The sequence below is a fragment of the Mesonia algae genome, assembly GCF_003253545.1.
Classification (GTDB): Bacteria; Bacteroidota; Bacteroidia; order Flavobacteriales; family Flavobacteriaceae; genus Mesonia; species Mesonia algae.
In genome coordinates this window covers 71,903-96,769 of record NZ_QKYV01000001.1, presented here as the reverse complement: position 1 = coordinate 96,769, position 24,867 = coordinate 71,903, and the positions used below count along the sequence as shown (strand labels likewise).

The following is a 24,867-nucleotide window of genomic DNA, read 5'->3' as shown; positions in this document are numbered from 1 at the left end:
GATAAACTATACTTAGGAAGCATTCGGCCTATCGGAAAAACAAAATAAATTTATAACAACTCAATATCTAAAAACTATAAAAAAGTAATCAAAAAAGCTTTAACCTAAATCTATATAATGTAAATTACTTAAAAAGAGGAGAGAAACTTTTCCGTCTAGTGAAGTATAGAATTACCATAAAAACAAAGAAAATACCACCTAAAAGTGCTCCTTTAGGGTTAAACACCAGATGAATTAAAACTATATTCAACATTATTGGAGCTAGGATTATCAATCCAATGGAAACGAATTTATTAGTAAGTAATGATAAACCTGAAGCTATTAGAATAGTATTTACTATTGGAAATACATAACCCGCCCTATATAAAGAATATAAGAAATTTACTTCAGCTTCAGGTCCTTCTGGAGGTGTAAACCAATCGAAGAATCCATTCATTCCAAAAAATAAAATTCCAATCCCTAAGAGCATTCTTATTACAAAATCTATTTTTTTCATAATTATAAGTTTTATTATTATTAAGATTATGGTTAACGATTATTTGATCTTCACCATTTGATTTAAGCATTTTTTTATTAAAGAAGTAGTTATCATTGATAAAGGCAAGGCTACAAAAAATGTAACACTAACACTTTTAATGCATCTAATTAGAAAATCATTCACATACCCAATATTCACTATCATTACAACAAAAGACATCAAAATTGCCATTACAAGAGTAGTAGAAATGAGTCCATACATAATTTTATTTACTTCCACACTTGTCATTTTATATTAAAATTCTTAAAAAGCCCCCTACGTTTACATTGCTTTGAGAATACAAACCTTTACCCGCTTCTGAGAAGTTTACTGCCGGACCAACAATAAAGGATCCAAGCTGAGCACCTATCTTTAAATAGGCGTAGCTAAAATCGTGATTTCCATTTTCAGCCTTATATGAGGTTAATCCTTGAATACTTACAAAAGGATTCACTTTTTTATTTTTCATTGGGTGCCACTCAAGCAAGACAAAAACTTCGCCGACACCATCTTTTTCCAATTCAATACTTGGTTGTATTACTACATCAAAATTTCGATTGAAAAAGCTATAGGCTCCAGCAATTAATGGCTTAAAGCCTCCATGAGCTTTTAAATTGGCACCAGTCCCTAAACTAAAATTCTGATTGATGTTATAAAAAAAAATTGATTGAATGAGATAATTTTCTGGAGTTTCAGATTCATAACTCAATTCGTACTCTGACAAATTGAAAAAAGTATATTGATTATTATTTCCAAATTGCTTACTAAAAATCATTTGATATAAAGTTGATTGGTTTCCAACAGTAACTTGAATTGGAATAGGAGTCGAATGCAGTAATTGATCTTCTTCTGCTTGCTGTGCATAAAGGTTTATTGATACTGCAAAACACACTAATAATATTATAAATACTTTGTTCATTTTTATTGTTTAAAACATTACAATGCAAAATTACAAGGCTTTTAGATGTGTTTTAATGTTATAAATTAGGTTAAAACTGTAAATAATTAGGTAATTTTGATGTAATGCAGCATAGAACACCCGAAATAGAAAACATTAAAGAATTGCTGCAACATATGCATTTGGATGTTTACCAAAAGCATGAGGATTTCCATATCTTAAAATTCGAGAAGCATCTACATCAGATACCAAAAAAATTAAGCTTTACATCAAAAGGATTCTTTGAAATAACATTTTCGAAATCTAAAAGAACACATATAGATATAGATAGGAAAAATATAGAACTGGATAAGGAACATCTTCTTTTTTTATCACCAGGACAAACTATGAATGTGGATTCTACTGAAGAAACTGAAGTAGATGACACATTTATAATTTTTTTCACTTCTAAATTTTTAGATTTTTCTCCTTCTCAGTATCATATAATCAAACGTTTTCCTTTTTTTAATATGACTATCTTTTCTGTTTACTATACAAGAAAAGAAGTTAGTGAAATGTACCTTGATTATATGGAGAGGATTTATAATGAATTTCAAAATATAAATGCCGATTCTATTGAAATTATTAAGTCGTTACTAACTATGGTATTGTTCGAAACCAAAAGAAAATTGAATGAGCACTTAAATATTAGTCCACTAAACAATTCAAGAAAAGCCGAGATTACTTATAAATTTGAAAATCTGATTAAACACTCTGAACAAAAAAATCAAAAGATTAGTTTTTATGCTAAACAACTTCATATTAGTCCTGTTTACCTTTCGGAATGCATAAAAGCAACTACAGGTAAAACAGCTAAAAGTATTTTAACTGATTACATCTTGTTGGAAGCCAAAACTTATTTGAAAAATACTACAAAAAACATTGATACAATAGCTTTTGAATTGGGGTTTAATGATACCTCTAACTTTATTAATTATTACAAAAAGAATACTTCACTCACACCAAATCAAGAAAGAAAAAAAATATAACTACTGTCAACAAAAAACGGATGTGGTCACAGATGCTAAATCTTCATTAAATTTAAGACATACCTTACCTGTGTCGATACCTTTATAAACAGATTTAATGGTACACGTTTTCTTTTCTTTGAACTACCCCTTTACTAGAATTGAAACATAATTTTCTTTGTCCTAGATTTAGCGATGATAAATTTAGTGCTGTCGAAATATCTTTTAATTAAAAAATTCTACATCCTCATTAAACAGATTTCTCAGTCCTCCGTCCATCGAAATGACAAGTTTGAGATTTGCAGCCCAACCCTTCACAAGCTAGATACAGGAACTTAAACTGCATACTTCCTCACTAAACTCTAGATTATATCAAACCTATTTTACTTTTTGCATTGCCCAAAAAGACCTCTTCGGGAGAAGATGCACGAACTCTAATAAAATAGCTAAGTATGAGCTAAACAAACTCTCCTGACCTACGGGCAGGAATCTAAACTGATTTTCATATACTTGAAAATCTGCTAAAAAACTTTATTCTGTGGATAGCAAATCGCTTCGTTAGGCTATCCTCCCATTCAAGACTAAGTTTTTTCTTGATTATACTACGCTTACGAAAAGTAGGTCATGTCTCTTATAATGTACAATTAAGGTCTCTTTAAATAATAGATAAACTATCCTTAGGAAACATTCGGCCTAGCGAAAAAACAAAGTAAATTGACTAACTTTAGTCTCAGGCTACAAACCCTAACGGATCTTCCCGCCACTATTCTTAAGTAATTAAAAAAATCTAAAAACTAAACTTTGTTGTATATTTGTAACCAGTTACATAACAAGATATATATAATGGATTTTGATAAAATTGGAGAAATGGCATTAGGGAGTAGATTAAGAGCCTTAAGTGATTTAGTTACAGACGATGCGGAAAAAATTTATGAATTGTATAACATAGCCTTGAAACCTAAATGGTTTCCCGTTTTTTATTTTCTTTCAAATCAAAATAAAGGAAAATCTATTACATCAATTGCCAATGCTATTGGACATTCTCACCCTTCGGCAATAAAAATTGTTCGAGAAATGCATAAAGCTGAGTTAATTTTAGAACAAAAAAGTAAAACAGATAAACGTATAAAAAACATAGTTTTAACACCCAAAGGAATAAAAATATCACAATCAATAATAGCCCAATATAACGATGTTGAAAACACCATAAAAGATATGATGTATCAAACAAGACATAATATTTGGTTAGCTATTCAAGAATTTGAGTATTTATTAAATGAAAAATCTTTATTAGAAAGAGTGAAGGAACAGAAAAAAAGCAGAGAATCGCAGGAAATAGAAATTATAGATTATTTACCAGAACATAGAGACGATTTTAAACTACTAAACGAACAGTGGATTGAACAATATTTTCAAATTGAAAAAGCAGATCAAAAAGCTTTAGATAACCCTGAAGATTACATTATAAAAAGAGGTGGAAAAATTTTAGTGGCCATACAAAACAATACTACTTTAGGAGTATGTGCTCTATTGAAAAAACAAGATCAAAAATACGAATATGAACTTGCCAAAATGGCTGTTTCACCCAAAGCTCAGGGGAAAGGAATTGGTAATCTATTAGGAAAATCAATTATAGAAAAGGCTAAAGATTTAGGAGCTTCATACATATACCTTGAAAGTAATACAATACTTAAACCTGCGATTTCATTATATAGAAAACTTGGATTTAAAAAAGTTATTGGGCATCATACTCCTTACGAAAGATGTAATATTCAAATGGAACTTAAAATATAATAATAATGTAACAAAAAAACAAAATAGCAATAGTTGTAAAGAATGATTTAATGGATTGGCAAAAACTAAATGTCACATCTTTTTGTCCAATTCAGTAGCTATGAAATTCCTTAAAACTCACGGCAAAACATTGGTCAATGCCTCACATACAGAATAACTTATTTTTATCAAACATCTTATTCTTTTTAATTAAGTTGTCGATGCAAAGCAAATTAATAGAACTTTTTCAAGAGCCAAACAACATTATTTACATATAGGGGTTTTCAAAAATTCTCTTTTCTCAACAAAGAATGAAGAAGAAAATCATATCCAAATTGGTAAGTATATAGATGAAAATCAAAAGTTAATTGAAATCATTATTTATGGAGAAAAAAATAGACAAAACTCTAAATGGTCTTAAATTTCACCAATATAACTACTGCCAACAGAAAACGGATGTAATTACAAACGCTACTTCTTCATTAAATTTGAGACATACCTTACCTGTGTCGATACATTTATAAACAGCTTAAGGGTACACGTATTCTTTTCTTTTAACTCCCCCTTTTACTAGAATAGATACATAATTTTCATTGTCCTAGATTTAGCGATGGCAAAGGCTTGGTTGAAAAGCTTGTTATCTACTGATATCAAGACCAGTTTCTTACAAATGTCTTCCTTTCTTTCGTACCTCACTCTTCGGAGACAAGTCGCTACTAGGCATTCATAGATTTCCTTACAAACCTTTTTGTTTTTGTAGGCATTTACTGTGGATAAAAACAACTAATTTCTAAGCTTTAATTGGTTTTACCTTGCTCATACTCATTCTTTTCTCATCGGAAGTAATACTATTCTGCTTTTGCCACTCAATATTATTCCTCATTGCAGGGAATAAAACTCGAACCTTAAATGTTAAAAAAACACCCCATTCGTACCCCACTTGTGAACTAAAAAGAAGATTCGCCTTCATCTTTGACTTGTAGATCTTTTATACGATGCATCGAGATTTATGGGGTTTGAAAGGATGAACCTTTAATCATTCTGATTTTTTCACATTTCAAATTTTTTATTATGGACCAACAATCAGGGATTATCAAATTAAAAGGAACTCTAGGGGGATTTCTTTTTACAAGACTAGCGACGGCTATTTAGCCCGCGAAAAAGGAGGGGTAAGCGCACAGCGAATTGCTAGCGATCCGGCGTTTCAACGTACTCGAGAAAATAATGCAGAATTTTCAACGGCAGGAAAAGCAGGAAAATTAGTGCGTAATGCGTTACAGGTATTGCTACAAAATGCTAAAGATAAACGTTGTGTAGGACGTTTAACACGTGTGCTCTTAAGTGTAGTGAAAACCGATGCGGGCAATGCTCGTGGAGAACGCAAGGTGCAAGATGGAAATATGCGTTTTCTTCATGATTTTGATTTTAATGAGAACGGTAAGTTAGGCTCCACCTTCTTTAAGTGCTTTAGACCGTACCACAGGCGATCTTAGTTTACAAATTGATAGTTATCAGGCCGCAGTAAGAATTGCGGCACCTCAAGGTACGACGCATTATCGTTTGAGTTTAGGAGGTGTTGAACTTGATTTTGAAGAGCGAAGCTTTAATTTTTCGATGGAGCAAAGTGCTATTCTTCCTCACGATACCAGTGTACAACCCGCGAGTACCTTAACGGCAAGTCTTAACGCAGCAAGCACATTACCCATAGTGGGAGTGATGGGGGGAGAATTTTTTCAGGAAGTCAACGCCGAAATGTATCCGCTGAAGAACGGTAGTTTTAATGCTTTAGCCGTCGTGCTTGTTGATCAGGTTTAAAATGGATTTGGTGTTAAAACGGAGTTATTACCCAGGTGGCTGTAATGGGACACTCTTTATTAACGGAAAACAGCTATGCCATACCATCGAACTTCCTTGGCGGAATAATCAACGTTCCCAATCATGTATTCCAGAAGGGACTTATGGTTTGAAATTGAGATTTAGTCCGCGCTTTAAATGGCACCTACACGTGTTAGAGGTTGCACAAAGGGACTTGATCTTGTTTCATTTTGCCAATTATGCTCTAACAGAATTGCGAGGTTGTATAGCGCCTGTAAAAAGGCTAACAGGACCCGTTAGGGGACTGGAATCTAGATAGGCTTTTCAGCAATTGAAACAGTTGGTGTATCCAGCTTTTCAACGAAAAGAGAAGGTACAATTAATTATTAATTCTTAAAAAAACATAGAGTATGAAAATTATAGAAAGAGCGAAAGCTCCCACCCCAAAACTGTTTCGGTTATTGAGGAATATCGGCCTTACCTTGGCAGCAGTAGGGGGTGCCATTGTAACAGCGCCTGTAAGCTTACCTGCTCTGGTGACTAGTTTTGCTGGTTACCTAGCTGTTGCCGGAAGTGTCTTAAGTGGGGTAAGTCAGATAACTGTTCAAGAGAAGAAACAGCTAGAAGATGAAACCATTTAGTCTTACTTTAGGAGGAACGGCGGGAGGTACTTTGTTAAGCGTGATTCCTGTACTCGATTCTCAAGAAGTGATGCGAACCATTGCCTCAGCGGCGATTGGCGCGATGGTTAGCTTTATCGTTAGCTTTTTAATTAAAGCTTATTTGGATAAAGAAGAGTAGGTCTCAAAAAGATCGAAGCTTTATTAGAGACTGCCCTGCCTTGCGTAAGGCAGTCTTTTTTTGGTTTAAAACCTCTTGCAAATGGTAAAGTAGCTCTTGTTGCGGTTGAAGATGTTATGCAGACAAAAAAGTGATATACGAAAAAACACGCAAAACATTGATTATTCATATGTTTTATGCATTTCTAAATAGGTTGGTCTACTAACTTTAATGTTTAATACTAAAGTCAATTTGAAAAGTTCAGATTAGTTGTATGAGGAAATAAGAACAATAAAATTGTAAAATAAAGCAAGATTATATTTATCTTTAGATCATAACGTATCAAATGGTATACAAATTTTTAGTTTAATCATACTTGTCTGGAAACCTATTTTAGATTTAAAGCATGAAAATTAAAGTACCCATTTAAAAGTATGACATCTAATCTAAAATACTGGCATTTACACAATCATAAACTGTTTAGAAACTTAAGTTTTTCTGAGATTAATGGGCTATGTATTTTAAAACGATTTAAAAAATCAAAGAAAAATGAACTTTTAGATCTACCATTCAGTGAAAAAGAACGAGTTTATTTTTTAAAACACGGGACAATTAAACTCTTTAGAATAGATGAAGAAGGAACAGAGATTTTATTAGATATTCTTCAAAAAGGAGATATGTTTGGCGATTTAAATTTAGAGAAGTCTTCAGATAATGAGGAGTTTTTTAAAGTGGTATCTGACGAGGCTATTATTTGTACCTTCTATCGAGAAAAGTTGGAAGAGGTAATGTTTGCTAAGCCTCATTTCGCCTTAAATTATATAAAATTTATAGGTTTTAATTTTAAAAAAATTCAAAATAGCTATAAAAATATTTTATTTAAAGATGCGAAGACTAGGTTGTTATTACTCTTAAATACTATTATTGAAAAAGAAAATATTACAACATCTTCTTACATTCTACCAAATTACCTTACTCAAAAAGATATTGCCCAACTTATTTGTACTACTAGACAAACAATTATTTCCCTTTTTAAAGAATTAGAAAAAGAAGGCATATTAGAATATTCTCAAAAAGAAATCATTATACCTGATGTAAAAATTATAAAAACTTTATCTAAAATGTAAAATAGCTTACATTTTGCTATTTAAGAACATTATAATTTTGTCTTGTTAATAATAAAAAACAGACATTATGAAAAAGTTCATTTTAGTAATTCTACTTGGAGTATTCTCTTTAGTTTCAGCGCAAAACGCTTCAGAAAGAGTAAAACATTTTAATTTAGAAAAAGGTATAGCTATTAGTGGTTACGATCCTGTTGCCTATTTTGTAGCCAACCAAGCGATTGAAGGAAAAGATAAATTCGCTACGACCTATAAAGGAGCTACGTATTTATTTTTTTCAGAACTTAATCAACAAAAATTTATTAAGAACCCAACAAAATATGAACCTCAATACGGCGGATGGTGCGCATACGCAATGGGGGAAGAAAGTAAAAAAGTAGAAGTTGATCCAGAAACTTTTAAGGTTATTGATGGTAAACTTTACTTGTTTTACAATGCCTTTTTTAATAACACATTAAAAAGTTGGAATAAAGATGAAAACAATTTAAAAGCAAAAGCAAATAACAACTGGGCAAAAATTTTAAAATCTAATTAATATGAAAACTACAAACATAATTTCTTGGGTATTAAGAATTACAGTTGCTATAATTTTATTACAAACATTGTATTTTAAATTTACAGCTCATCCAGATTCGGTACACATCTTTTCAGCGTTAGGAGTAGAGCCTTTTGGCAGAATAGGCTTAGGAATAATAGAACTAATTACAGCAATTCTTATTTTATCACCCAGCACTAAAATAATTGGAATGCTATCTAGTTTAGGTATCATTACCGGTGCTGTTTTTTCACATTTATTTGTTTTGGGTATTAAGGTTGGCGGAGATGAAGGGAACTTATTTACATTGGCTATGGTTGTCTTTATTTGTTCTAGCTTATACATATATTTATATAGAGCAGAGTTTCTTATTCTCAAGAAAAAATACATTAAATAACTTGTCTATGAAAGTTTCGAGCATTACCACAGAAGCAAAATTAATTTTACTACAACTTGTAAAGTCTATCAACTTATTAACTCTAGATGAGTATACTGAGAATTTAGAAGTCTTAAGTTGCAGTACAATAGGGCAGCATAGTAGGCATGTTATAGAATTATTTCAGCAACTAAGCAATGGTTATGATAAAGGCAGCATAAATTATGACAAGAGAAATAGAGATATTCGTATTCAAAATAATATAGATTTTGCGACAGAATGTATTGCTGAAATTATAAAAACGTTAAATAGACATAATAAAAAATTACAGCTTATTTCTCTATATGATAATGCTTCTATTGAAACCAATTATTATCGTGAACTCATCTACAATATTGAACATTGCATACACCACCAAGCTATGTTGAAGATTGGTCTTAATTATTTAGGAAAAAACCAAATGGATGAAAATTATGGGGTTGCTAAATCTACTCAAATTTATAAACAAAAATGTGTACAGTAAGCTTCTATAAAAACGAAAATCACACTATTATAACTTCCAATAGGGATGAACACATTGATAGACCTCTAGCTATTGCTCCCAAAAAGTACACATTTAACGGTAAAACGGTGTATTACCCAAAAGATCCGAAAGCGGGAGGTACTTGGTTTGTTGTGACTATAAATGCTGAGGTCTTTGTTTTATTGAATGGAGCAGAAAAAAAGCATAGCCTACAATCAAAATATAGAAAAAGTAGAGGTATAATTCTTCTAGAATTATCTACTTCAGACTATTTAATAAAGGAATGGGAGAATATAGACTTAAACCGTATTGAACCCTTTACTATTGTAGCTTACACAGATCAAAATTTTGTACAATTACGATGGGACGGTTTATCTAAATCTTTAGTAAATCTAGATAGAGATCAACCTCGCATTTGGTCATCTGCAACTTTATATAGTGCTGAGGTCATTAAACATCGAGAAAACTGGTTTTCAGATTTTATGAATAAGAAATTAGAGCCAAAAGATTTAATCCATTTTCATACAAACACTCAAAGTGATGATTCTAAAAATGGATTGATGATTGATAGAAACCGGATTATGCTTACTAAAAACCTAACGCAATGTGTTGTGAATACTAACAGATTTAAGATTATACATTTCGATTATATATCAGATACAAAAAAACAAATCACAGAAAATATATTATGAAACTTTGGTGGCATAAATTAAATAATTGGGAGTATTGGCCAGTATATATTGTATACCTTCCTACGTTCTTTTTATGGGTTACTTATATGATAAAATTTCGATCGTTTCGGTTTTACAATTTAGTAAATCCGAAGATAAAAAATGGAGGATTTTATGGTGATGGTAAAATGGAGGTTTATAAATTATTTCCGCAAAAGCTATACCCTAAAACTCTTTTAATTAGCCATATTAAGACAAATAATTTTGAGAAATTACTGAAAGAGAATCAACTAGCTTTTCCAATCATTGTCAAGCCAGATGTAGGTTGCAGAGGCGTTTCTGTAGATAAATTGTACTCGTTAGATGCCCTCCAAACTTACCATTCAACCATCAACGAAGCCTATTTAATTCAAGAAAATATTGAGCTTCCCAATGAAATTGGTCTTTTCTATTGTCGTCTTCCCAACCAACCTAAAGGACAAATAACAGGTATTACAAATAAGAGATTTCTTACGGTAACGGGTAATGGTAAAGACTCGCTAGAACAACTATTACGCTTAAACCCGCGTTTTGAACTTCAAATACCAAAATTGAAAAATAAAATAGATTTATCTGAAGTATTATCCAACAACGAACAGAGATGTTTAGTCCCATTTGGCAACCACAATAGAGGGACTCAATTTTTGGATGGAAAAGACTTGATTACTGAAAAATTAGAACTCTATTTTGACTCTGTTTTATCTAAAATTGAAGGTTTTTATTTTGGCCGATTGGATATTCGGTTTAATACTTTTGAAGAACTTGAACAAGGTCTCAACTTTTCTATAATTGAGCTTAACGGAGTTAAAAGTGAGCCTACCCACATTTATGATCCAAAATATTCATTTTTACTTGGTCAGCAAGAAATTTTTAAACATCAAAAAATGATAAGTAAAATAGTAGAAATGAATGCCGTAAAAAGTAATTTGATATAACGCTTATTAAAAATCAATCTACTTTTTAATTTGAATTTGACACGGAACCCAACCATATACCCTAAATTATCTTTATGACTTTCTCGCATAATTTGAGTTGCATTACAACCTCTAAATATACTCACAATCGTATTTAACGATTCTATTAGTGTAAGTTTTTGAAAAAATTAAAAGAGAATTGATATCAAAACGGCTAAGTAATTGATTTGTTTTTTACACAGCCTAAACCTCATCGTATGGTAAAATTATTTAATTTAATATTAATTTTGTATCAGAGAACTTTTTCGCTTAAATAAATTTTATGACTGAAAGAGAAAAAATGTTGAATGGAGATGATTATAATTCTAGAGATGCAGAATTGTTAAAGATGTACCATAAGGCAAGAAAACTACTTAAAGAATATAATAGCCTGGACTCTGAATTAACCGAAGAAAGAGAGCGAATTTTAAATAATCTTTTGGAGTATAAGGAAACAGGGGTATGGATAGCGGCACCATTTTTCTGTGATTATGGGGAGAATATTTCTATTGGAGAAAACACATTTGTCCATATAAACTATATGTTTTTGGATAATAATAAAATAAGCCTTGGAAAAAATGGAATAATTGGACCTTATGTTTAAATATATAAGGTGAGCCATCCTTTAAAAGCATCTGACCGTATAATAAGCAAAAAAAATAAATTAACTTACCTTAAGTCAACCAGTTAAAATTGGAAGTAATGTTTGAATAGGGGGAAATACTGTAATTTGCCCGGTGTGATTATTGGGGATAATGTCACCGTGGGAGCAGGAAGTGTGGTGACAAAAAGTATTTCTAACAACTGTTTAGCATACGGCAATCCCTGTGTAGTAAAAAGAACACTCTAAGTTAACGGGTTTAAAAGACAAATATGATTATTCTTATTTCCAGGTTAATCTAAAAAACATCAATTTCCCGTCTTAATTACTTAGACCAAGAAAGATGATTTTTTCCATAAGTCTTACCTTTATACATAATGCTAAGCTATGAAGCTCTCGATTTTAGGTTGTTTTTAGTTGTAATTTAATTTATCAAAGCCTTAGACTCTATAGTTACAAAAAAACTTTATTTCAATAAGGCTATTTAATTTCCTTCTCTCCTTAGAATAATTAATTTTTACGAATATGTTTTTCGCGATGAAGCGAAAAAGTATTTAGAAACAAGAAAATGTTTATCCGTAAAATATAAAATATGTTGCTTAAGTACTGTTTTATCTAATGGTTCCCTACTTTTAATTTATTTTTTGTAACAAATTTTCGCTTCCCATACTTACCAGATGAATTCTAAAAAAAATAAAAATGAAACCATCAAAATTAATTACTGCCATCGCTGTATACCTTTTATTGATCAATTCTTTACAGGCTCAAGAAGAAATAAAATTAGAAAATTCTGTATTATGGAAAATTGAGCATGCAGACCTGCATGAGCCATCTTATATTTTAGGAACTCTACATTTAATGTGTGAAAAAGACTTCGAAATACCTAAAAAGGTAACTCAAGCACTTCAAATTGTGGATGCATTAGTTTTAGAAGTTAATTTGTCTAATCCAGAAGAGATTAAAATCATGCAAGAATCAATGAATAATACAAGAAAAATATCTGAAGAACTCTCCAAAGAACAATTTGATGAACTAGATACGCTTGTCACAAAGATAATGGGGGCATCTCTAATTAATTTTGATACGTATGGTCTTTCTATTCTAAACGTTTTAATGCTGCAAAAAATGCTGCCTTGGTCTCAAATAAAATCAGTTGATAATAAGATGATGTCATTGGCGATAAAAAATAATAAACCCGATTTACAGTTTGGAGAAAGTTAAAGAATAAAACACAAATTAAAAGATTTAATAAAAAAGCAAGGCTATGAATTTTGAAGAGATTAAACACAAAATGAATACAGATAGTATGGATGACAATCAGATTCCATCAAAGATAAAAAACATGGAAATAAGCAAACTGCCTATTTATAAAGTTAGAAAAAGTATGAGAAGTGAAATCATCACGCAAATAATGATAATTGCACTTTTTTTATAGTCCCTAGTATTATTGATATGCTAGGTTACCCCAAACGGTTTACTATATAAGTATGTTTATTACCAGCCTTATCACTTTTGGGTATTTGATAAAAATGACATGGTTTTTAAAAAAATCCAGCAATTTAAGTAATAATAGTCAAGAGACAGTTATAAGCTTTATTTATGAGCTTAAGTTAACTCTAGAAGTGTATAAGACTGCTATAATCTCAGGAAGTCTGTTACTTCCTATAGCTATGATAAGCTTAATTTTTGGTACTGTAAAAACGCCCGAAAACATTTTTAATAATTTAATTTTACTACGTGTATCAAACACAGCGCTTATTCTTTATACATTCGGGTATATATTAGTAGCTGTGCTTATCTATATAATGACGGTATCTTGGTCAAATAAACTCTATGGTGTACATATTAAAAAACTTGAAAAGATGTTGGGAGAATTTGATGTTTAATTGTGCATCATAGTAAATTACACTATATATTGAGAATAAGGATTTTTGATGCTAATCTCAATTACATAGAAATAAAATGAGAACGGCTGCAGTTGATGCTTACTTTATTGAAGAAGTTATCGTTGATAAATTTAGAAAGAGTTAACACGTCTATATTTAAAAACACTCGAGTAATTTAAATGGAAACGAATGTAGATGTGTAGATAAAACTTTATTTTAGCTGTAAAAGATTTAGAATCGTGTGAACAAGCAAACCAGTTTAATATTATCAAAATAATTGACAACCTTAGCATTCTACTTGCAGTTATTGGAAATAGCATTAGGTTGGCGGTATTCTTAGAAATTGTATAAATGGTGTACAAAACATAGCTAGAGTTTATCATATACTAAGTATACATTTTAAAGAAGAAGAAGCTGTTCTAAAAAAGGGTAATTTTACTTAAGAAATGCTTGGTTGCCTTGAAGCATATCCATCATAAAGAAAAATGAAAAATTTAAAGTACCTATTGATAATTTTTATATTTTTTTCTTGTCAACAAAAAGGCGAGACAAAAAAAATAACGAGTGATTTACAAACAGACATCGAAAAGGCTAAAGTTAGTCGCTCAACTGAATTAGTTCCTGAACCTGACATTTTGGATGGATTAAAAAGTCAAAAAATAATTATTGACTCTTTACAATCTCAAAACAAACTGACACTGGAGGTTTTAGTTAAAGAACCTAACAAAGAAAAGTTAACAATCGTACTTCATGAAAATTGGCCAGAAAATATAGAAACAACATATAATATTTGGAAACATCAAAATGGGAATATTATGCTCATTGGCGAATTTCCAACAAGCGAAAGCGGAGATTGGCATATTGGATATTTACACTATTTCGACAAGAAAAAGAAAACTTTTGCGTTTCAAAGAAATACAAATTTCTTTAACAGTATGTGTACTAACGAAGTTGCTTATGAAAAAATTACGGAATATTATAATTCTGATTTCCATAGAATTGAGCGGAATTACTCTTTGACCGATAAAAATGATAAGGAATTAAAAAAGGATGATTGTGCTATGCATTATGATTACCCATTTGAGGTTTCTAATCATCTAAATAGTTATCTAAAAAAAATAAATTACGGTAGCTAACAAAGAACCAGTGGTGAAATTTCAATAAGACCTCAGATGTGGTTCTAGGCGATAGTCATAAAACAGGTCTAATGGAGTTATAGAAAAAGCTTGTTTTAATAAAGGCTGGTAACAGAAGTTATAGTCAGATTTTAGTCCTAATTTCCTCCCAAGCCTTTTTCGCTTGTCAAATGCAAGACTAATTCTGTTTAGCGAAAAATTAAGATTCATTTTTAAGCTGTGAGTCCTATATAAAATAGTTGTAGTATAATAAAACCAAATCCTTTAAAAATGAAATATCTCTTTATTATTCTACTTTTTTACGCTGTAGAAGCACAAGCACAGACTTTTGAAGGAACTATTGGGAAGCACAAAATATTTCTAGAACTAAATTTAGATGATGAGAATAATCGAGCTACAGCATTCTATTTTTACAAGACTCAATTGAAGAACATCCATTTAAAAGGAGCATATAAAGGTTCGGTGTTAAGCCTTTTTGAAAATTATAGTGATAAAAATGAACATTTCACCTTATCTATAAAAAAAGATACCCTATTGGGGACTTGGGAGAATAAAGGAAATAAGTTAGATGTAATATTATTAGAATCAACAAAAAGTATTGATAAATATAGATGGCAAAAATTAGAGTTTGCAAGAGATAGTGTATCAAATTATGGAAATAAAGAACTTGTTTGGTTCACTGAAAAATATTCTAAAAAAAATCTATTTAGATTAGGCAATGGTTTTACTTTATCTCAAAGAGAATTTATAAACCAGCGACTAGATTCAATTCATGCTAGAAATGCCGTTATCGGTTTAGAATGTGAATGGGCCGATATACATATTGAAGTGAAGTTAGTTTCTGAACAATACCTTAGTTTTAACGAATATTCATCTATCTACTGTGGAGGAGCACATCCCAATTACAATCTTACAGGATATAATTTTGACCTTGAAAAAGAAATACAATTAATAAAGCTAACAGATTTATATCCAAATCTAGATCATTACCAAGTATTAAAAGAAAAATATAAAGAGGATAAGAGCCTACAATCGGAATGTGAATATTTTAAAAATAATAAGGAATTATGGAAGTATTATACATGGGTTCTCACCAAAAAAGGCATTACAATTACTCCATCCTATCCCCATGCCATGACACCTTGTGAAATAGGTTTTTCCTTGGAATTTGAGGAATTAAAGAAGAAATAAAATAACCCATGATATAAGAGAAATAGACTTGGAGCGATGTCTATGGTAAAATTGCACTTGATTAGAGCTTAAAATTTAGAACGCTTTATATAATGAGTGGAAAGCCTAATGGTAGATTTGATATATAAGGTGCAAATTGTAGGCAATAATTTATAATATTTGATGATTCCGTATATTTATGGAAGCTGATTTTTCTAGAAACGTTTATTTTTTCTGAACTAGGATTAACATTAGTCTTCACCTAAAAAAAAGTAATGAAATGATATTTAATGGAATTAATGACCAGAGTGTTGAGCTTAGAATAATTAATTATCAGTTTCCTGAAATAACCAATTGTGAATATGATTCCAATTGGCTTTTGATGTCTTTAAAAGTAGAAAGCCGTGATGGAAATTGGGAGATAGTTGATTCTTTTCTTTTAGTGAGGGAACTAAAAACCATGATAGAATGGTTTGAGAAACTCTCGCATGATGTGGAAACCGATTCTAGTTCCCTAATGTTTATAGAGCCGAATTTGGAATTTAAATTGATAAAAAAAACCAAAGCAGAAAAGCATCTTAAAATTATTTTTAACTTGGCACCTCAACACGAAAACGCATATGAGCATAAAGAGCATTTTGTTTATGCTGTATACAACGAAAAGGATTTGAATTTAATCGTAAAACAATTAAAAGAGGAAATAGAACACTACCCTCAACGCGCCATCTCATAACGCATCAACAGGTTAACCTAATATTTTATATCAAATAAATTGGAATAACAGGCTTGTGGTATGATCAATAAAAAATGGAATGAAAGCATTTACTTGTGAAACAGGAAGAGTTTGAACGCTCAAGAAAACAGGAATATCAACTACATACAACACTTTATAAATTGAACAAAATAAAATTTATCGTCATAGGTTTAGCCTCATTCTTATTATTGAATTGTCATACTTATAGAGAACAATTAAAAGAAGACTCTATAGGCATTACCACTACAGCAGAAGGTCTAACATTGTTAGGTGAAAATATAATATCAACCTCATTATACGAAAGAGATTTTGCCGTATCTCCTCAAAGTGATGAGGTGATCTATACCCTGGGCGATTACAAACAAGAGAAAAGAAATCTTGTATATCTAAAGCGAGTTCAAGGAAAATGGACAAGGCCACAAATTTTAAACATATCGGGAGAGTATCAAGATATTGAACCTTTTTATACGAAACAGGGTGAAAGATTGTATTTTGCGTCTAACAGACCTATTTATGGGGATGCCTCTAGAAAGGATTACAATATTTGGTATAGTGATCGTACCCAAACGGGATGGTCTGAGCCCGTCGCCTTAGATTCAATTATAAATACTAAAGGGGATGAGTTTTTTCCGTCTTTAAGCGATGCGGGGAATCTATTTTTTACCGCGACAAAAGATAACGGAATGGGAAAAGAAGACATTTTTAAATCTGAGTGTATAGCCGGTAAATTTCAAACTCCTAAAGCATTGCCTAAAGAAATCAACACTGCATCCTATGAATTTAATGCTTATGTAAGTCCGGATGAAAACCTGATCATTTTTAGTTCATTTGGAAGACCAGATGGGTTTGGGGGAGGAGATTTGTATATAAGTAGAAAAGATAGTTTAGGGAAATGGTCCGCATCTAAAAACTTAGGAGCGATCATTAATTCAGATCGATTGGACTATTGTCCGTTTGTAGATTGGAAGTCCGGTAATTTTTATTTTACCAGTGAAAGAAATATCAGCGAGCCTAAAAAATTAGAAAGTATCGAGGCATTAAAAGCATTCGCTCATCGTACACAGAACGGTTTTGGAAATATCTATAAAATTGGGATTGACCAATTAGAATAATTCATTACTGAGCGAAGTGGTAACGAAGAAGGTTGATTACTGATGATTTACAATGATTTTATAAAGTAGGTAGAAAAGCAGATTTAGAAAAATTGAAGCATAGGTTTTACAACAAGAGTAGAAAAGAGCAAAATAGGATTTTAGGCGCAATCGCCTTGGGTTTTATGTTAATGATAACAGCTTCTATAATTATTTCTATTTATGCTGAGATCTATCTGATAGGAATATTAACTTTTGCCATAGGCTTATCTATAATAGCACCTTTTTTTGATATGCCATCTTTGAAAAAAAGTGGAAAAATCATTTATTATTCTTCTCTATTTATAGCTGAAAAACCTAAAAACGATATTCTTAAAATTCATGGAGGGACTTTATTTGATTACTATTATGTCCTCGATAAACACATGAAGGCAAAAGAGAGAACAAATTTTATACTTCAACAGTATGTAGAAGGATTGTTACGCCTTATGGCAGACTATAAGACTGATGAAAAACTAATAATTCGGGGGACAAGCTACATCATCAATAAAAGAACCGCTAAAAAAATAGGTTTCGAAATCCGTGAAACCGATAGCTTGCAAAAAATCATACTATATTATAATTACTTCAATATTTTGATTTCAAATTCAATAGCAAAGAAAAAATTATGCTTTCCGAATTTAAATAATACCAAGACATTTGAAGCTCATATCGGCCAACTGCTTGAGAAAAAAGAATATATAGAAAAATTAAATGTATCTTTAAAAGAGGTATGACTTAAAGTGTATAAAAGAATGTTTAACTTTTAGCCTGGTTTACCCATTGGTTAGTAGTAGTTTAGAATAGAGAATCAAAATATGAACATACGGGGTTGATCCCAGGATACCAAACGATAGCCAAATATCATAAAGCTAAGGATGCGGTAGTAATTCAGTTGACCAATACAGTCGATTTTGATGGTTACCAATGGAATTTATCAGAAATCATGTATAGTCGAGTGGTACGTATAATGAATGAAAAAGATTAAATAACCAGCTTTGGTTGATTATCTAATCCTATTTAAAAGTAAACTATGTTATAGAATGAATATTTTTGAGATATTTTTTAAAAGATTAGGTGAAGTTTGACTTTAAAAAGAGAGTTGCCTAAAGATGTATTTCATCAAAAGATCAGAGGAGACCCAAATCAATGCAATAGGTATATAAAAACTATTTTTACTAAATTTACGTCTTTAACGTTCCTCCACTATAATTAACCATGCCTATAGGTATTTATAAATACAACTAAAATGAAATATGCTTTTGTTACCTCTATACTCATTTTCTTATCTGTTTTTACCGTTCAAGGGCAAATTAATAAAAAGGTACTTTTTATAGGGAATAGTTATACCGGGGTCAACAATTTACCCTTACTTGTTCAAAATATTGCTATAGATATGGGGGATGTCTTGGTATATGATTCGAATACGCCTGGAGGCTATCGATTTATGAATCACGCAACCCATACAACCACCCTAAATAAAATTAATGCGCAGGCTTGGGATTATGTGGTTTTGCAAGCCCAAAGTCAGGAGACTTCTTGGTCTAATGCACAAATGCAAACCGAACTCTATCCTTATGCTGCTGCTTTGAGCAACGCCATAAGAACAAATAATGAATGCACTCAACCCATGTTCTATATGACTTGGGGAAGAGAGAATGGAGATAGTAGTAATTGTGGCAATGCCCCTTGGGTATGTACTTATGAAGGGATGGATGACGCTATTAAAAATACTTACAATTTTATGGCGGCCGACAATGAGGCTGAGGTAGCTCCTGTAGGAGCGGTCTGGAGGTATCTTAGAACACATTACCCCACGATAGATTTATATGCTGCTGATGGTTCACACCCCTCTCTTGAGGGTTCTTATGCCGCAGCTTGTGTATTTTATACCATGATATATAAAAAAGATCCTCTGGGAATCACTTGGAACTCTAGTTTGTCTTCTCTGGATGCGGATAGGATTAAAATGGCTACTAAAAATATAGTTTTCGATCAAATACCGACTTGGGATTTTACGGTGAACCCTGCAAAGGCAGATTATTCGGAGGTGATTAATGGAGATCAAATAACATTTACCAATACTAGTGATGATTTTGACAGTTTACTTTGGGATTTTGGGGATGGAAATACCTCTACAGACCTACACCCAATTCATTCCTATGGAGCTGTCGGGGATTATAATATATCTTTAACGGTATATAAATGTGGCAAATGGGATACAATGGTCAAAACGGTATCTATTGTTCAACTAACAAATAAAAATGCTTTATTAGAGCAAATAGAAATTTACCCTAACCCAGTGAAAGATAAACTGAGTATAAGCTTAAATTCTACTTATTACAATATTTTGCTAGAACTCTATGACCTTAGCGGAAAATTAATGCTAACGACCAAGCATAAACAAGGAAAAGATTTAAAAGCAGATATGTCCCATTTAAGCAGTGGAATCTATCTCATGAAATTATCTACAGAAAAACATACATTTGTTTCCAAAATATTGAAAAAGTAATTTCTTTACTCCACCTGAAATGGCTAGCTAAATAAGAAAAAACCCTTATGCCATTTTTAAGACAAGGGGTTATAACTAATAACAGGATTGTTTATAAGTGTCTTCTTATTTTAAGAGTATAAGTTTGGGCTTATGTGTTTCCGTAAACGGACAAGAAACTTGATCAGTACAAATCTTAACCAATAAGCGGAGCTGTTAGATATATAAAAATCAATCACTATTTATACAAGGATAATTCGATAATTCTTTTGAAAGATTTAATGAGAGTACGGAAAACCGTAAGGCAAGTCAATTGCATCTCCTTTACTTTGGCTATATAAAATAATTAAAGTCAATTAATCACTAAATCTAATTTCATGAAAAAATTACTATTACGAATTTCCTTAATGATGTGTATTAGCGTTTTATTTTCAAGTTGTGCAGCAGGGCTTACGGGCTATATGAATAATTCAGCTTCCTTAAGTTCAAATAACTATAGTTATGTAAAAAGAGACCTTCAAGGTAAATCTCAGGCAACTTATGTGCTTGGTATTGGGGGAATGAATAGAGAAGCAATTGTAGATGAAGCAAAGCAGAACATGCTCGAAAACCATACCTTACAAGATGCTCAGACCTTAGCCAACACGACGGTCAATTTTAAATATTCGAGCTTTTTAGGAATTATTTCTACAACAAAATGCTATGTAACGGCAGATATTGTGGAGTTTAAATAAATAGATACTCAATATATAAACGGATCAAACGAAAGTGTTTGATCCGTTTTTTTAGGTCTACTTCACAAAAAACACCTTTCAATATGCACAAACTTTGCTTTACCGAAAATTGTGGGGTTATAGAGTTACTCTAGTCTTTGAACGCTACAGTTATTAAAAACCTTTTCGGTAAGCTGTGTTAGAAAGCTTTTGTAATTTTTAAGCTCTAATGGAACATCGGCGTTTTTTTCCATATCATAAAAATGATGGCTGGCTAAGAGCTGCATTCCTGTAAAGGCATTCATTTTATGAAACCCAAACATCACCCCTTCATCCACTGAATGTTGTTCAAAAAATTCATCAGCTAAAGTAAAAGCTGTTTGAGGTGCATTCCAACTGGTAGTCAGTATATATTTTTTACCCTGCATCATTCCTCCAGTGCCATAATTGAGATGAGGGTTAGTTCTACTTCTTCCATCACTTTTATAAATTCCATTTTGGTGTCCTTCCGTAAAGACCTCATCTAAGTATTGCTTAAATCCAAACGGTAGTTGGAACCACCAGATAGGGGTGTGGTAAATGATCAAATCTGCCCAAACAAATTTTTCAACTTCTTCTTTAATTTCATAAGCTTCTCCCACTTGAGTAGTTTTTACCTGAAAACCTTCAATAGCTTTTAAGTGCGTTTGAGTTTGATGAAAAAGCGTTTCGTTAAACCTGCCTCCTGAATGTGCGAAAGGATGGCTTCCATTGATTATAAATATATTTTTCATAGTTCTAAATCTTTATAGCCACAAAATTATCATAGTTTTTGGTATTGAAAAAATAATACAAATCATACCTTTGTATTACAATTTTAATAGAAATGGTAAATTTAGAATGGTACAGAACTTTCAAGGAGATTTACGATAAGGGGACTCTGACCAAGGCATCGACGGCCTTATTTGCTTCTCAGCCTGGGGTAAGCGTACACTTAAATGCTTTGGAAGCTTACGTAGGTAAAAAATTATTTGAACGTACCTCAAGAAAAATGATTCCTACCGAGGATGGAAAGTTACTCTATGTTTCTATTATCGATGCGTTAAGTCAATTAGAAAAGGTAGAACAGCATTTTAAAAAAACAACTCAAGAAAAAAATTCTTCCCTTCATATTGGCATGTGTTCTGAAATGTTTCAACTCGTGATAGAACCCGAAATTCCCCATCTACGCTTCGATTTGTTAGCTCGGTTTGGGGGCCATACCGATTTAATTCATGATTTAAATCAAGGAATTTTGGATTTAGTCATTACCCCACATCAACAAAAGGATAAAAAATCATTGGTAGAATATACCCCTTTTTCAAAAGAAAGAATCGTATTGATAGCGGGAAACCAAACCGATACAACACGAATAAAAAAGCATCTAGAATCTAAAGACTTTAAGGCTTTAGAAAAAGAGTTACTGCAACACGTATGGTATAGTTCTTCTAACGAAATGGAACATTTTAGACGTTTTTGGTTTGAAAATTTTAAACAGAAACCCTCCTTTAAGCCTAATTATATTCTTCCCAGTATCACCTCTATCATCAGGTGTTTATCTCATAACAGAGGCCTAGCCGTAGTGCCCGATTTTTTATGCAAAAAGGAGTTACAGGGGCAAAAGATTGATTTATTATGGGAAGGAAGAGTAAAAACGGAGAATACTTTATACTTTGCTTCAAGAACAGATTTGAAATACAAAAAAGAATTAGATGCACTCCGTGAGTTATTTATTACCAAGTTAGCTTAAAAAATTTATTTTGGAATTTGAATGCTGATCAATACTAATGAAAAAAAGAAGTACTACATGCATTTAAGAAGACTGCTTTTTATAAGAGGTTCACGTTTTCTAATTCCTATAAAGGAATTAAACCTAATAGCTCATTTCAACTTTAATTTAATTCCGTAATTTTGAAAGGCTATAAAAGGAAAAGAAAGTGTTAACTAAAAGAGAACGGCTTAACAAAAGAGGTTTTGATATAATATTTTCCTTTGTGGGATTGGTCTTCACCTTCCCTTTAATTTTTGTAAGTTTTTTAGCTATTGTTATCAGTAGCCGCACTTCAGGTATTTATGCTCCTTACCGTATAGGCAGGCATGGGCTTCCTTTTAAAATCTACAAACTTAAGACCATGAGGGAGGTCAACGGACCTATTAACTCGGTCACGACAAAGAATGACCCTCGCATTACGAGTATTGGGAAGTGGTTACGGAAATTTAAAATTGATGAGCTTCCTCAGCTTTGGAATGTGTTAAAAGGTGAAATGAGCCTGGTAGGACCGAGACCCGATGTAGCAGGATTTGCAGATCAGCTTCAGGGTCAAGACCGAGAAATTTTATCCTTGTTACCAGGAATTACGGGTTTAGCCACTTTAAAATTTAAGCAAGAGGAAGAATTATTGGCTCAACAAAAGGATCCTATCGCCTATAACAGAGAAGTGATTTGGCCTGAAAAGATAAAGTTAAATAGGGAGTACATTAAAAATTATTCCTTTGGTTTAGACGTTCAAATTCTTTGGAAAACCATAGTAGATTCGTAGACAAGGCAATCATTCTTATCGGATTTTTTATGCTTTAAATCATCAAATCCAAAGCCTATTTTAAACTGAAATCTAGTATTTAAGGAGGCGGTTTCTAGATTATACTTTTGTTGATAGGTTAAATTTAAATAAGTACCTTTAAATTTTTAAAATCATCTCATGAAAAAGAAGAATTTATTAGTATTTGGAACACGTCCTGAAGCTATAAAGATGGCGCCTTTAGTAAAAGAATTACAAAAAAATCATCAGGATTTTGAGACTAAAGTCTGTGTAACGGCTCAGCACCGAGAAATGTTAGATCAAGTATTGGATTTTTTTGAGATTGTACCCGATTATGATTTGGACTTGATGAAACCGAATCAAAATCTACACCAATTAACGGCTGATATTATCACGGAATTAAAAACTGTGTTAGAAGAATATCAACCTCACTATGTTTTTGTTCATGGAGATACTACTACTACTATGGCTACAGCTATTGCTAGTTTTTATAGCGGAGCTAAAGTATGTCATATAGAGGCAGGATTAAGAACATGGAATAAAAACTCTCCTTTTCCTGAAGAGATGAATCGACAAATTACGGGGAGGATTACAGACTATCATTTTGCGCCTACGCAGCAGTCTAAAGAGAATTTGCTTTTAGAAAATATTAAAGAATCAAATATAAACGTTACGGGTAATACGGTAATTGATGCCTTATTAGAAAGTTCTGAACGTGTAAAACATTTAGAGAATGAGGAAATCACTCATTTAAAATCTATAGTTTCTACCCAGAAAGAGCTCATTCTCGTCACTGGACATCGAAGAGAAAATCACGGTCAGGGTTTTGTAAATATTTGCTCGGCTTTAAAGGAGATCGCTAATAAAAAGCCTGAAGTTCAAATCGTTTATCCTGTTCACTTAAATCCTAAAGTAAAAGGACCCGTAAATGAAATTTTAGGAGCGGTTTCCAACATTCATTTAATTGATCCTTTAGGTTATCCCGCTTTTGTCTGGTTAATGAACCAGTCGAAATTAATTATCACAGACAGTGGGGGAGTGCAGGAAGAAGCCCCAAGTTTAGGGAAGCCAGTTTTGGTGATGAGAAATAATACAGAGCGCCCAGAAGCAGTGGAAGCTGGTACGGTGATTTTAGTAGGTACAGAAACGTCTAAGATTGTAGAAGAGACCCTTTCTTTATTAGAAAATAAAGAGCGATATAAAGAAATGAGTGGAAAGCATAACCCTTATGGGGATGGAAAAGCTTGTGCGCGTATTGTAGCATTCCTAAAAGATCAAAAATAAATACTTTCCAGTAAGTCGATAAAGATGGATTAGGGATTATCAGTCTTATCAAATCCTATCCATTTTATACTTTAGGTAGATAAAAACAGAAAGCAGTTTTTTAAATCTGTAGTTTCCTTATGGAATTATAAAA

The 24,867-nt window shown here is 31.9% G+C and carries 32 protein-coding genes; 28 read left to right on the top strand and 4 right to left on the bottom strand.

The genetic code is table 11. From position 1 onward, the window contains the following. Window positions 1-124: 124 nt before the first annotated feature. From LX95_RS00440 to LX95_RS00430, 3 genes are read right to left on the bottom strand one after another with little or no spacing between them, the layout of a single operon-like run. Window positions 125-496: a hypothetical protein gene (locus LX95_RS00440; protein WP_111539455.1), complete on the bottom strand. Its 372-nt coding sequence runs from the start codon at window positions 494-496 to the stop codon at window positions 125-127. 39 nt (window positions 497-535) lie between these two features. Continuing rightward, window positions 536-709 (bottom strand): DUF2798 domain-containing protein, encoded by a 174-nt coding sequence (locus LX95_RS14845; RefSeq protein ID WP_394340386.1) that lies wholly within the window; start codon window positions 707-709, stop codon window positions 536-538. Window positions 710-767: 58 nt separating this feature from the next. Beyond that, window positions 768-1,436: a hypothetical protein gene (locus tag LX95_RS00430; protein ID WP_111539453.1), complete on the bottom strand. Its 669-nt coding sequence runs from the start codon at window positions 1,434-1,436 to the stop codon at window positions 768-770. Window positions 1,437-1,540: 104 nt separating this feature from the next. On the opposite strand from LX95_RS00430, the gene LX95_RS00425 reads away from it, so the two are divergent. The 25 genes from LX95_RS00425 to LX95_RS00315 all read left to right on the top strand — a co-directional run bounded on the left by LX95_RS00425 (window position 1,541) and on the right by LX95_RS00315 (window position 20,913). Continuing rightward, on the top strand, window positions 1,541-2,443 hold the full coding sequence (locus LX95_RS00425; RefSeq protein ID WP_111539452.1) for a helix-turn-helix domain-containing protein: 903 nt from the start codon (window positions 1,541-1,543) through the stop codon (window positions 2,441-2,443). An 822-nt stretch (window positions 2,444-3,265) separates the two neighbouring features. Beyond that, window positions 3,266-4,216 (top strand): bifunctional helix-turn-helix transcriptional regulator/GNAT family N-acetyltransferase, encoded by a 951-nt coding sequence (locus tag LX95_RS00420; RefSeq protein WP_111539451.1) that lies wholly within the window; start codon window positions 3,266-3,268, stop codon window positions 4,214-4,216. Window positions 4,217-5,457: 1,241 nt separating this feature from the next. Next, a complete protein-coding gene (locus tag LX95_RS14825; protein WP_317046992.1) occupies window positions 5,458-5,688 on the top strand; it encodes a hypothetical protein in 231 nt (76 codons plus the stop codon). A 67-nt stretch (window positions 5,689-5,755) separates the two neighbouring features. Next, window positions 5,756-6,010, top strand: coding sequence for a hypothetical protein (locus LX95_RS14820; RefSeq protein WP_317046991.1), 255 nt, complete (start codon window positions 5,756-5,758; stop codon window positions 6,008-6,010). Window position 6,011: 1 nt separating this feature from the next. After that, window positions 6,012-6,329, top strand: a complete 318-nt coding sequence (locus LX95_RS14710) for a DUF5675 family protein (RefSeq protein WP_317047004.1) — start codon at window positions 6,012-6,014, stop codon at window positions 6,327-6,329. Between the two features lie 91 nt (window positions 6,330-6,420). Next, window positions 6,421-6,651 (top strand): hypothetical protein, encoded by a 231-nt coding sequence (locus LX95_RS00400; RefSeq protein WP_111539449.1) that lies wholly within the window; start codon window positions 6,421-6,423, stop codon window positions 6,649-6,651. Next, complete coding sequence (locus LX95_RS14555; protein WP_170116555.1) at window positions 6,638-6,811, top strand: hypothetical protein; 174 nt, start codon at window positions 6,638-6,640, stop codon at window positions 6,809-6,811. The genes LX95_RS00400 and LX95_RS14555 overlap by 14 nt, the downstream gene beginning before the upstream one ends. A 413-nt stretch (window positions 6,812-7,224) precedes the next feature. Beyond that, window positions 7,225-7,917 carry a Crp/Fnr family transcriptional regulator gene (locus tag LX95_RS00395; RefSeq protein ID WP_111539448.1) on the top strand — a complete coding sequence of 231 codons (693 nt, stop codon included), beginning with the start codon at window positions 7,225-7,227 and terminating at the stop codon, window positions 7,915-7,917. A gap of 67 nt (window positions 7,918-7,984) precedes the next feature. After that, complete coding sequence (locus LX95_RS00390; protein ID WP_111539447.1) at window positions 7,985-8,449, top strand: YHS domain-containing (seleno)protein; 465 nt, start codon at window positions 7,985-7,987, stop codon at window positions 8,447-8,449. Between the two features lies 1 nt (window position 8,450). Continuing rightward, entirely contained in the window at window positions 8,451-8,846 is a 396-nt protein-coding gene (locus LX95_RS00385) for a DoxX family protein (protein ID WP_111539446.1), read from the top strand. 7 nt (window positions 8,847-8,853) lie between these two features. Next, a complete protein-coding gene (locus LX95_RS00380; protein ID WP_111539445.1) occupies window positions 8,854-9,348 on the top strand; it encodes a DinB family protein in 495 nt (164 codons plus the stop codon). Continuing rightward, complete coding sequence (locus LX95_RS00375) at window positions 9,336-10,040, top strand: NRDE family protein (protein ID WP_111539444.1); 705 nt, start codon at window positions 9,336-9,338, stop codon at window positions 10,038-10,040. Before LX95_RS00380 ends, LX95_RS00375 begins: the two co-directional genes overlap by 13 nt. After that, window positions 10,037-10,993, top strand: a complete 957-nt coding sequence (locus tag LX95_RS00370) for an ATP-grasp domain-containing protein (protein ID WP_111539443.1) — start codon at window positions 10,037-10,039, stop codon at window positions 10,991-10,993. The genes LX95_RS00375 and LX95_RS00370 overlap by 4 nt, the downstream gene beginning before the upstream one ends. Before the next feature lie 301 nt (window positions 10,994-11,294). Further along, a complete protein-coding gene (locus LX95_RS14705) occupies window positions 11,295-11,615 on the top strand; it encodes a maltose acetyltransferase domain-containing protein (protein ID WP_245924700.1) in 321 nt (106 codons plus the stop codon). Between the two features lie 102 nt (window positions 11,616-11,717). Continuing rightward, window positions 11,718-11,861 (top strand): LbetaH domain-containing protein, encoded by a 144-nt coding sequence (locus tag LX95_RS14840; RefSeq protein ID WP_262509652.1) that lies wholly within the window; start codon window positions 11,718-11,720, stop codon window positions 11,859-11,861. A gap of 450 nt (window positions 11,862-12,311) precedes the next feature. Next, entirely contained in the window at window positions 12,312-12,833 is a 522-nt protein-coding gene (locus LX95_RS00360) for a TraB/GumN family protein (RefSeq protein WP_111539442.1), read from the top strand. A 266-nt stretch (window positions 12,834-13,099) separates the two neighbouring features. After that, on the top strand, window positions 13,100-13,498 hold the full coding sequence (locus LX95_RS00355) for a hypothetical protein (RefSeq protein WP_111539441.1): 399 nt from the start codon (window positions 13,100-13,102) through the stop codon (window positions 13,496-13,498). Window positions 13,499-13,983: 485 nt separating this feature from the next. Next, entirely contained in the window at window positions 13,984-14,634 is a 651-nt protein-coding gene (locus LX95_RS00350; protein WP_111539440.1) for a hypothetical protein, read from the top strand. A 270-nt stretch (window positions 14,635-14,904) separates the two neighbouring features. Beyond that, window positions 14,905-15,825 carry a hypothetical protein gene (locus tag LX95_RS00345; protein WP_111539439.1) on the top strand — a complete coding sequence of 307 codons (921 nt, stop codon included), beginning with the start codon at window positions 14,905-14,907 and terminating at the stop codon, window positions 15,823-15,825. Between the two features lie 259 nt (window positions 15,826-16,084). After that, complete coding sequence (locus LX95_RS00340) at window positions 16,085-16,537, top strand: WapI family immunity protein (protein ID WP_111539438.1); 453 nt, start codon at window positions 16,085-16,087, stop codon at window positions 16,535-16,537. 95 nt (window positions 16,538-16,632) lie between these two features. Beyond that, on the top strand, window positions 16,633-17,670 hold the full coding sequence (locus LX95_RS00335; RefSeq protein ID WP_245924699.1) for a TolB-like translocation protein: 1,038 nt from the start codon (window positions 16,633-16,635) through the stop codon (window positions 17,668-17,670). A 92-nt stretch (window positions 17,671-17,762) separates the two neighbouring features. Continuing rightward, on the top strand, window positions 17,763-18,425 hold the full coding sequence (locus tag LX95_RS00330; RefSeq protein WP_111539437.1) for a hypothetical protein: 663 nt from the start codon (window positions 17,763-17,765) through the stop codon (window positions 18,423-18,425). Between the two features lie 95 nt (window positions 18,426-18,520). Next, complete coding sequence (locus LX95_RS00325) at window positions 18,521-18,676, top strand: hypothetical protein (RefSeq protein WP_211307626.1); 156 nt, start codon at window positions 18,521-18,523, stop codon at window positions 18,674-18,676. Window positions 18,677-18,937: 261 nt separating this feature from the next. Further along, window positions 18,938-20,200, top strand: a complete 1,263-nt coding sequence (locus LX95_RS00320; RefSeq protein ID WP_111539436.1) for a T9SS type A sorting domain-containing protein — start codon at window positions 18,938-18,940, stop codon at window positions 20,198-20,200. Window positions 20,201-20,556: 356 nt separating this feature from the next. Further along, a complete protein-coding gene (locus LX95_RS00315) occupies window positions 20,557-20,913 on the top strand; it encodes a DUF6567 family protein (RefSeq protein ID WP_146240721.1) in 357 nt (118 codons plus the stop codon). A 125-nt stretch (window positions 20,914-21,038) separates the two neighbouring features. Here the strand turns inward: LX95_RS00315 and LX95_RS00310 are convergent, their stop codons facing one another. Then, on the bottom strand, window positions 21,039-21,665 hold the full coding sequence (locus LX95_RS00310) for an NAD(P)H-dependent oxidoreductase (protein WP_111539434.1): 627 nt from the start codon (window positions 21,663-21,665) through the stop codon (window positions 21,039-21,041). Between the two features lie 92 nt (window positions 21,666-21,757). Here LX95_RS00310 and LX95_RS00305 point away from each other — a divergent pair, with 92 nt between their 5' ends. From LX95_RS00305 to wecB, 3 genes are all read left to right on the top strand, one after another. Next, window positions 21,758-22,660 carry a LysR family transcriptional regulator gene (locus tag LX95_RS00305; protein ID WP_111539433.1) on the top strand — a complete coding sequence of 301 codons (903 nt, stop codon included), beginning with the start codon at window positions 21,758-21,760 and terminating at the stop codon, window positions 22,658-22,660. Between the two features lie 187 nt (window positions 22,661-22,847). Beyond that, window positions 22,848-23,450 (top strand): sugar transferase, encoded by a 603-nt coding sequence (locus tag LX95_RS00300; protein ID WP_111539432.1) that lies wholly within the window; start codon window positions 22,848-22,850, stop codon window positions 23,448-23,450. A 159-nt stretch (window positions 23,451-23,609) separates the two neighbouring features. Next, window positions 23,610-24,734, top strand: coding sequence for a non-hydrolyzing UDP-N-acetylglucosamine 2-epimerase (gene wecB / locus LX95_RS00295; protein WP_111539431.1), 1,125 nt, complete (start codon window positions 23,610-23,612; stop codon window positions 24,732-24,734). The last annotated feature ends 133 nt before the right edge of the window (window positions 24,735-24,867 follow it).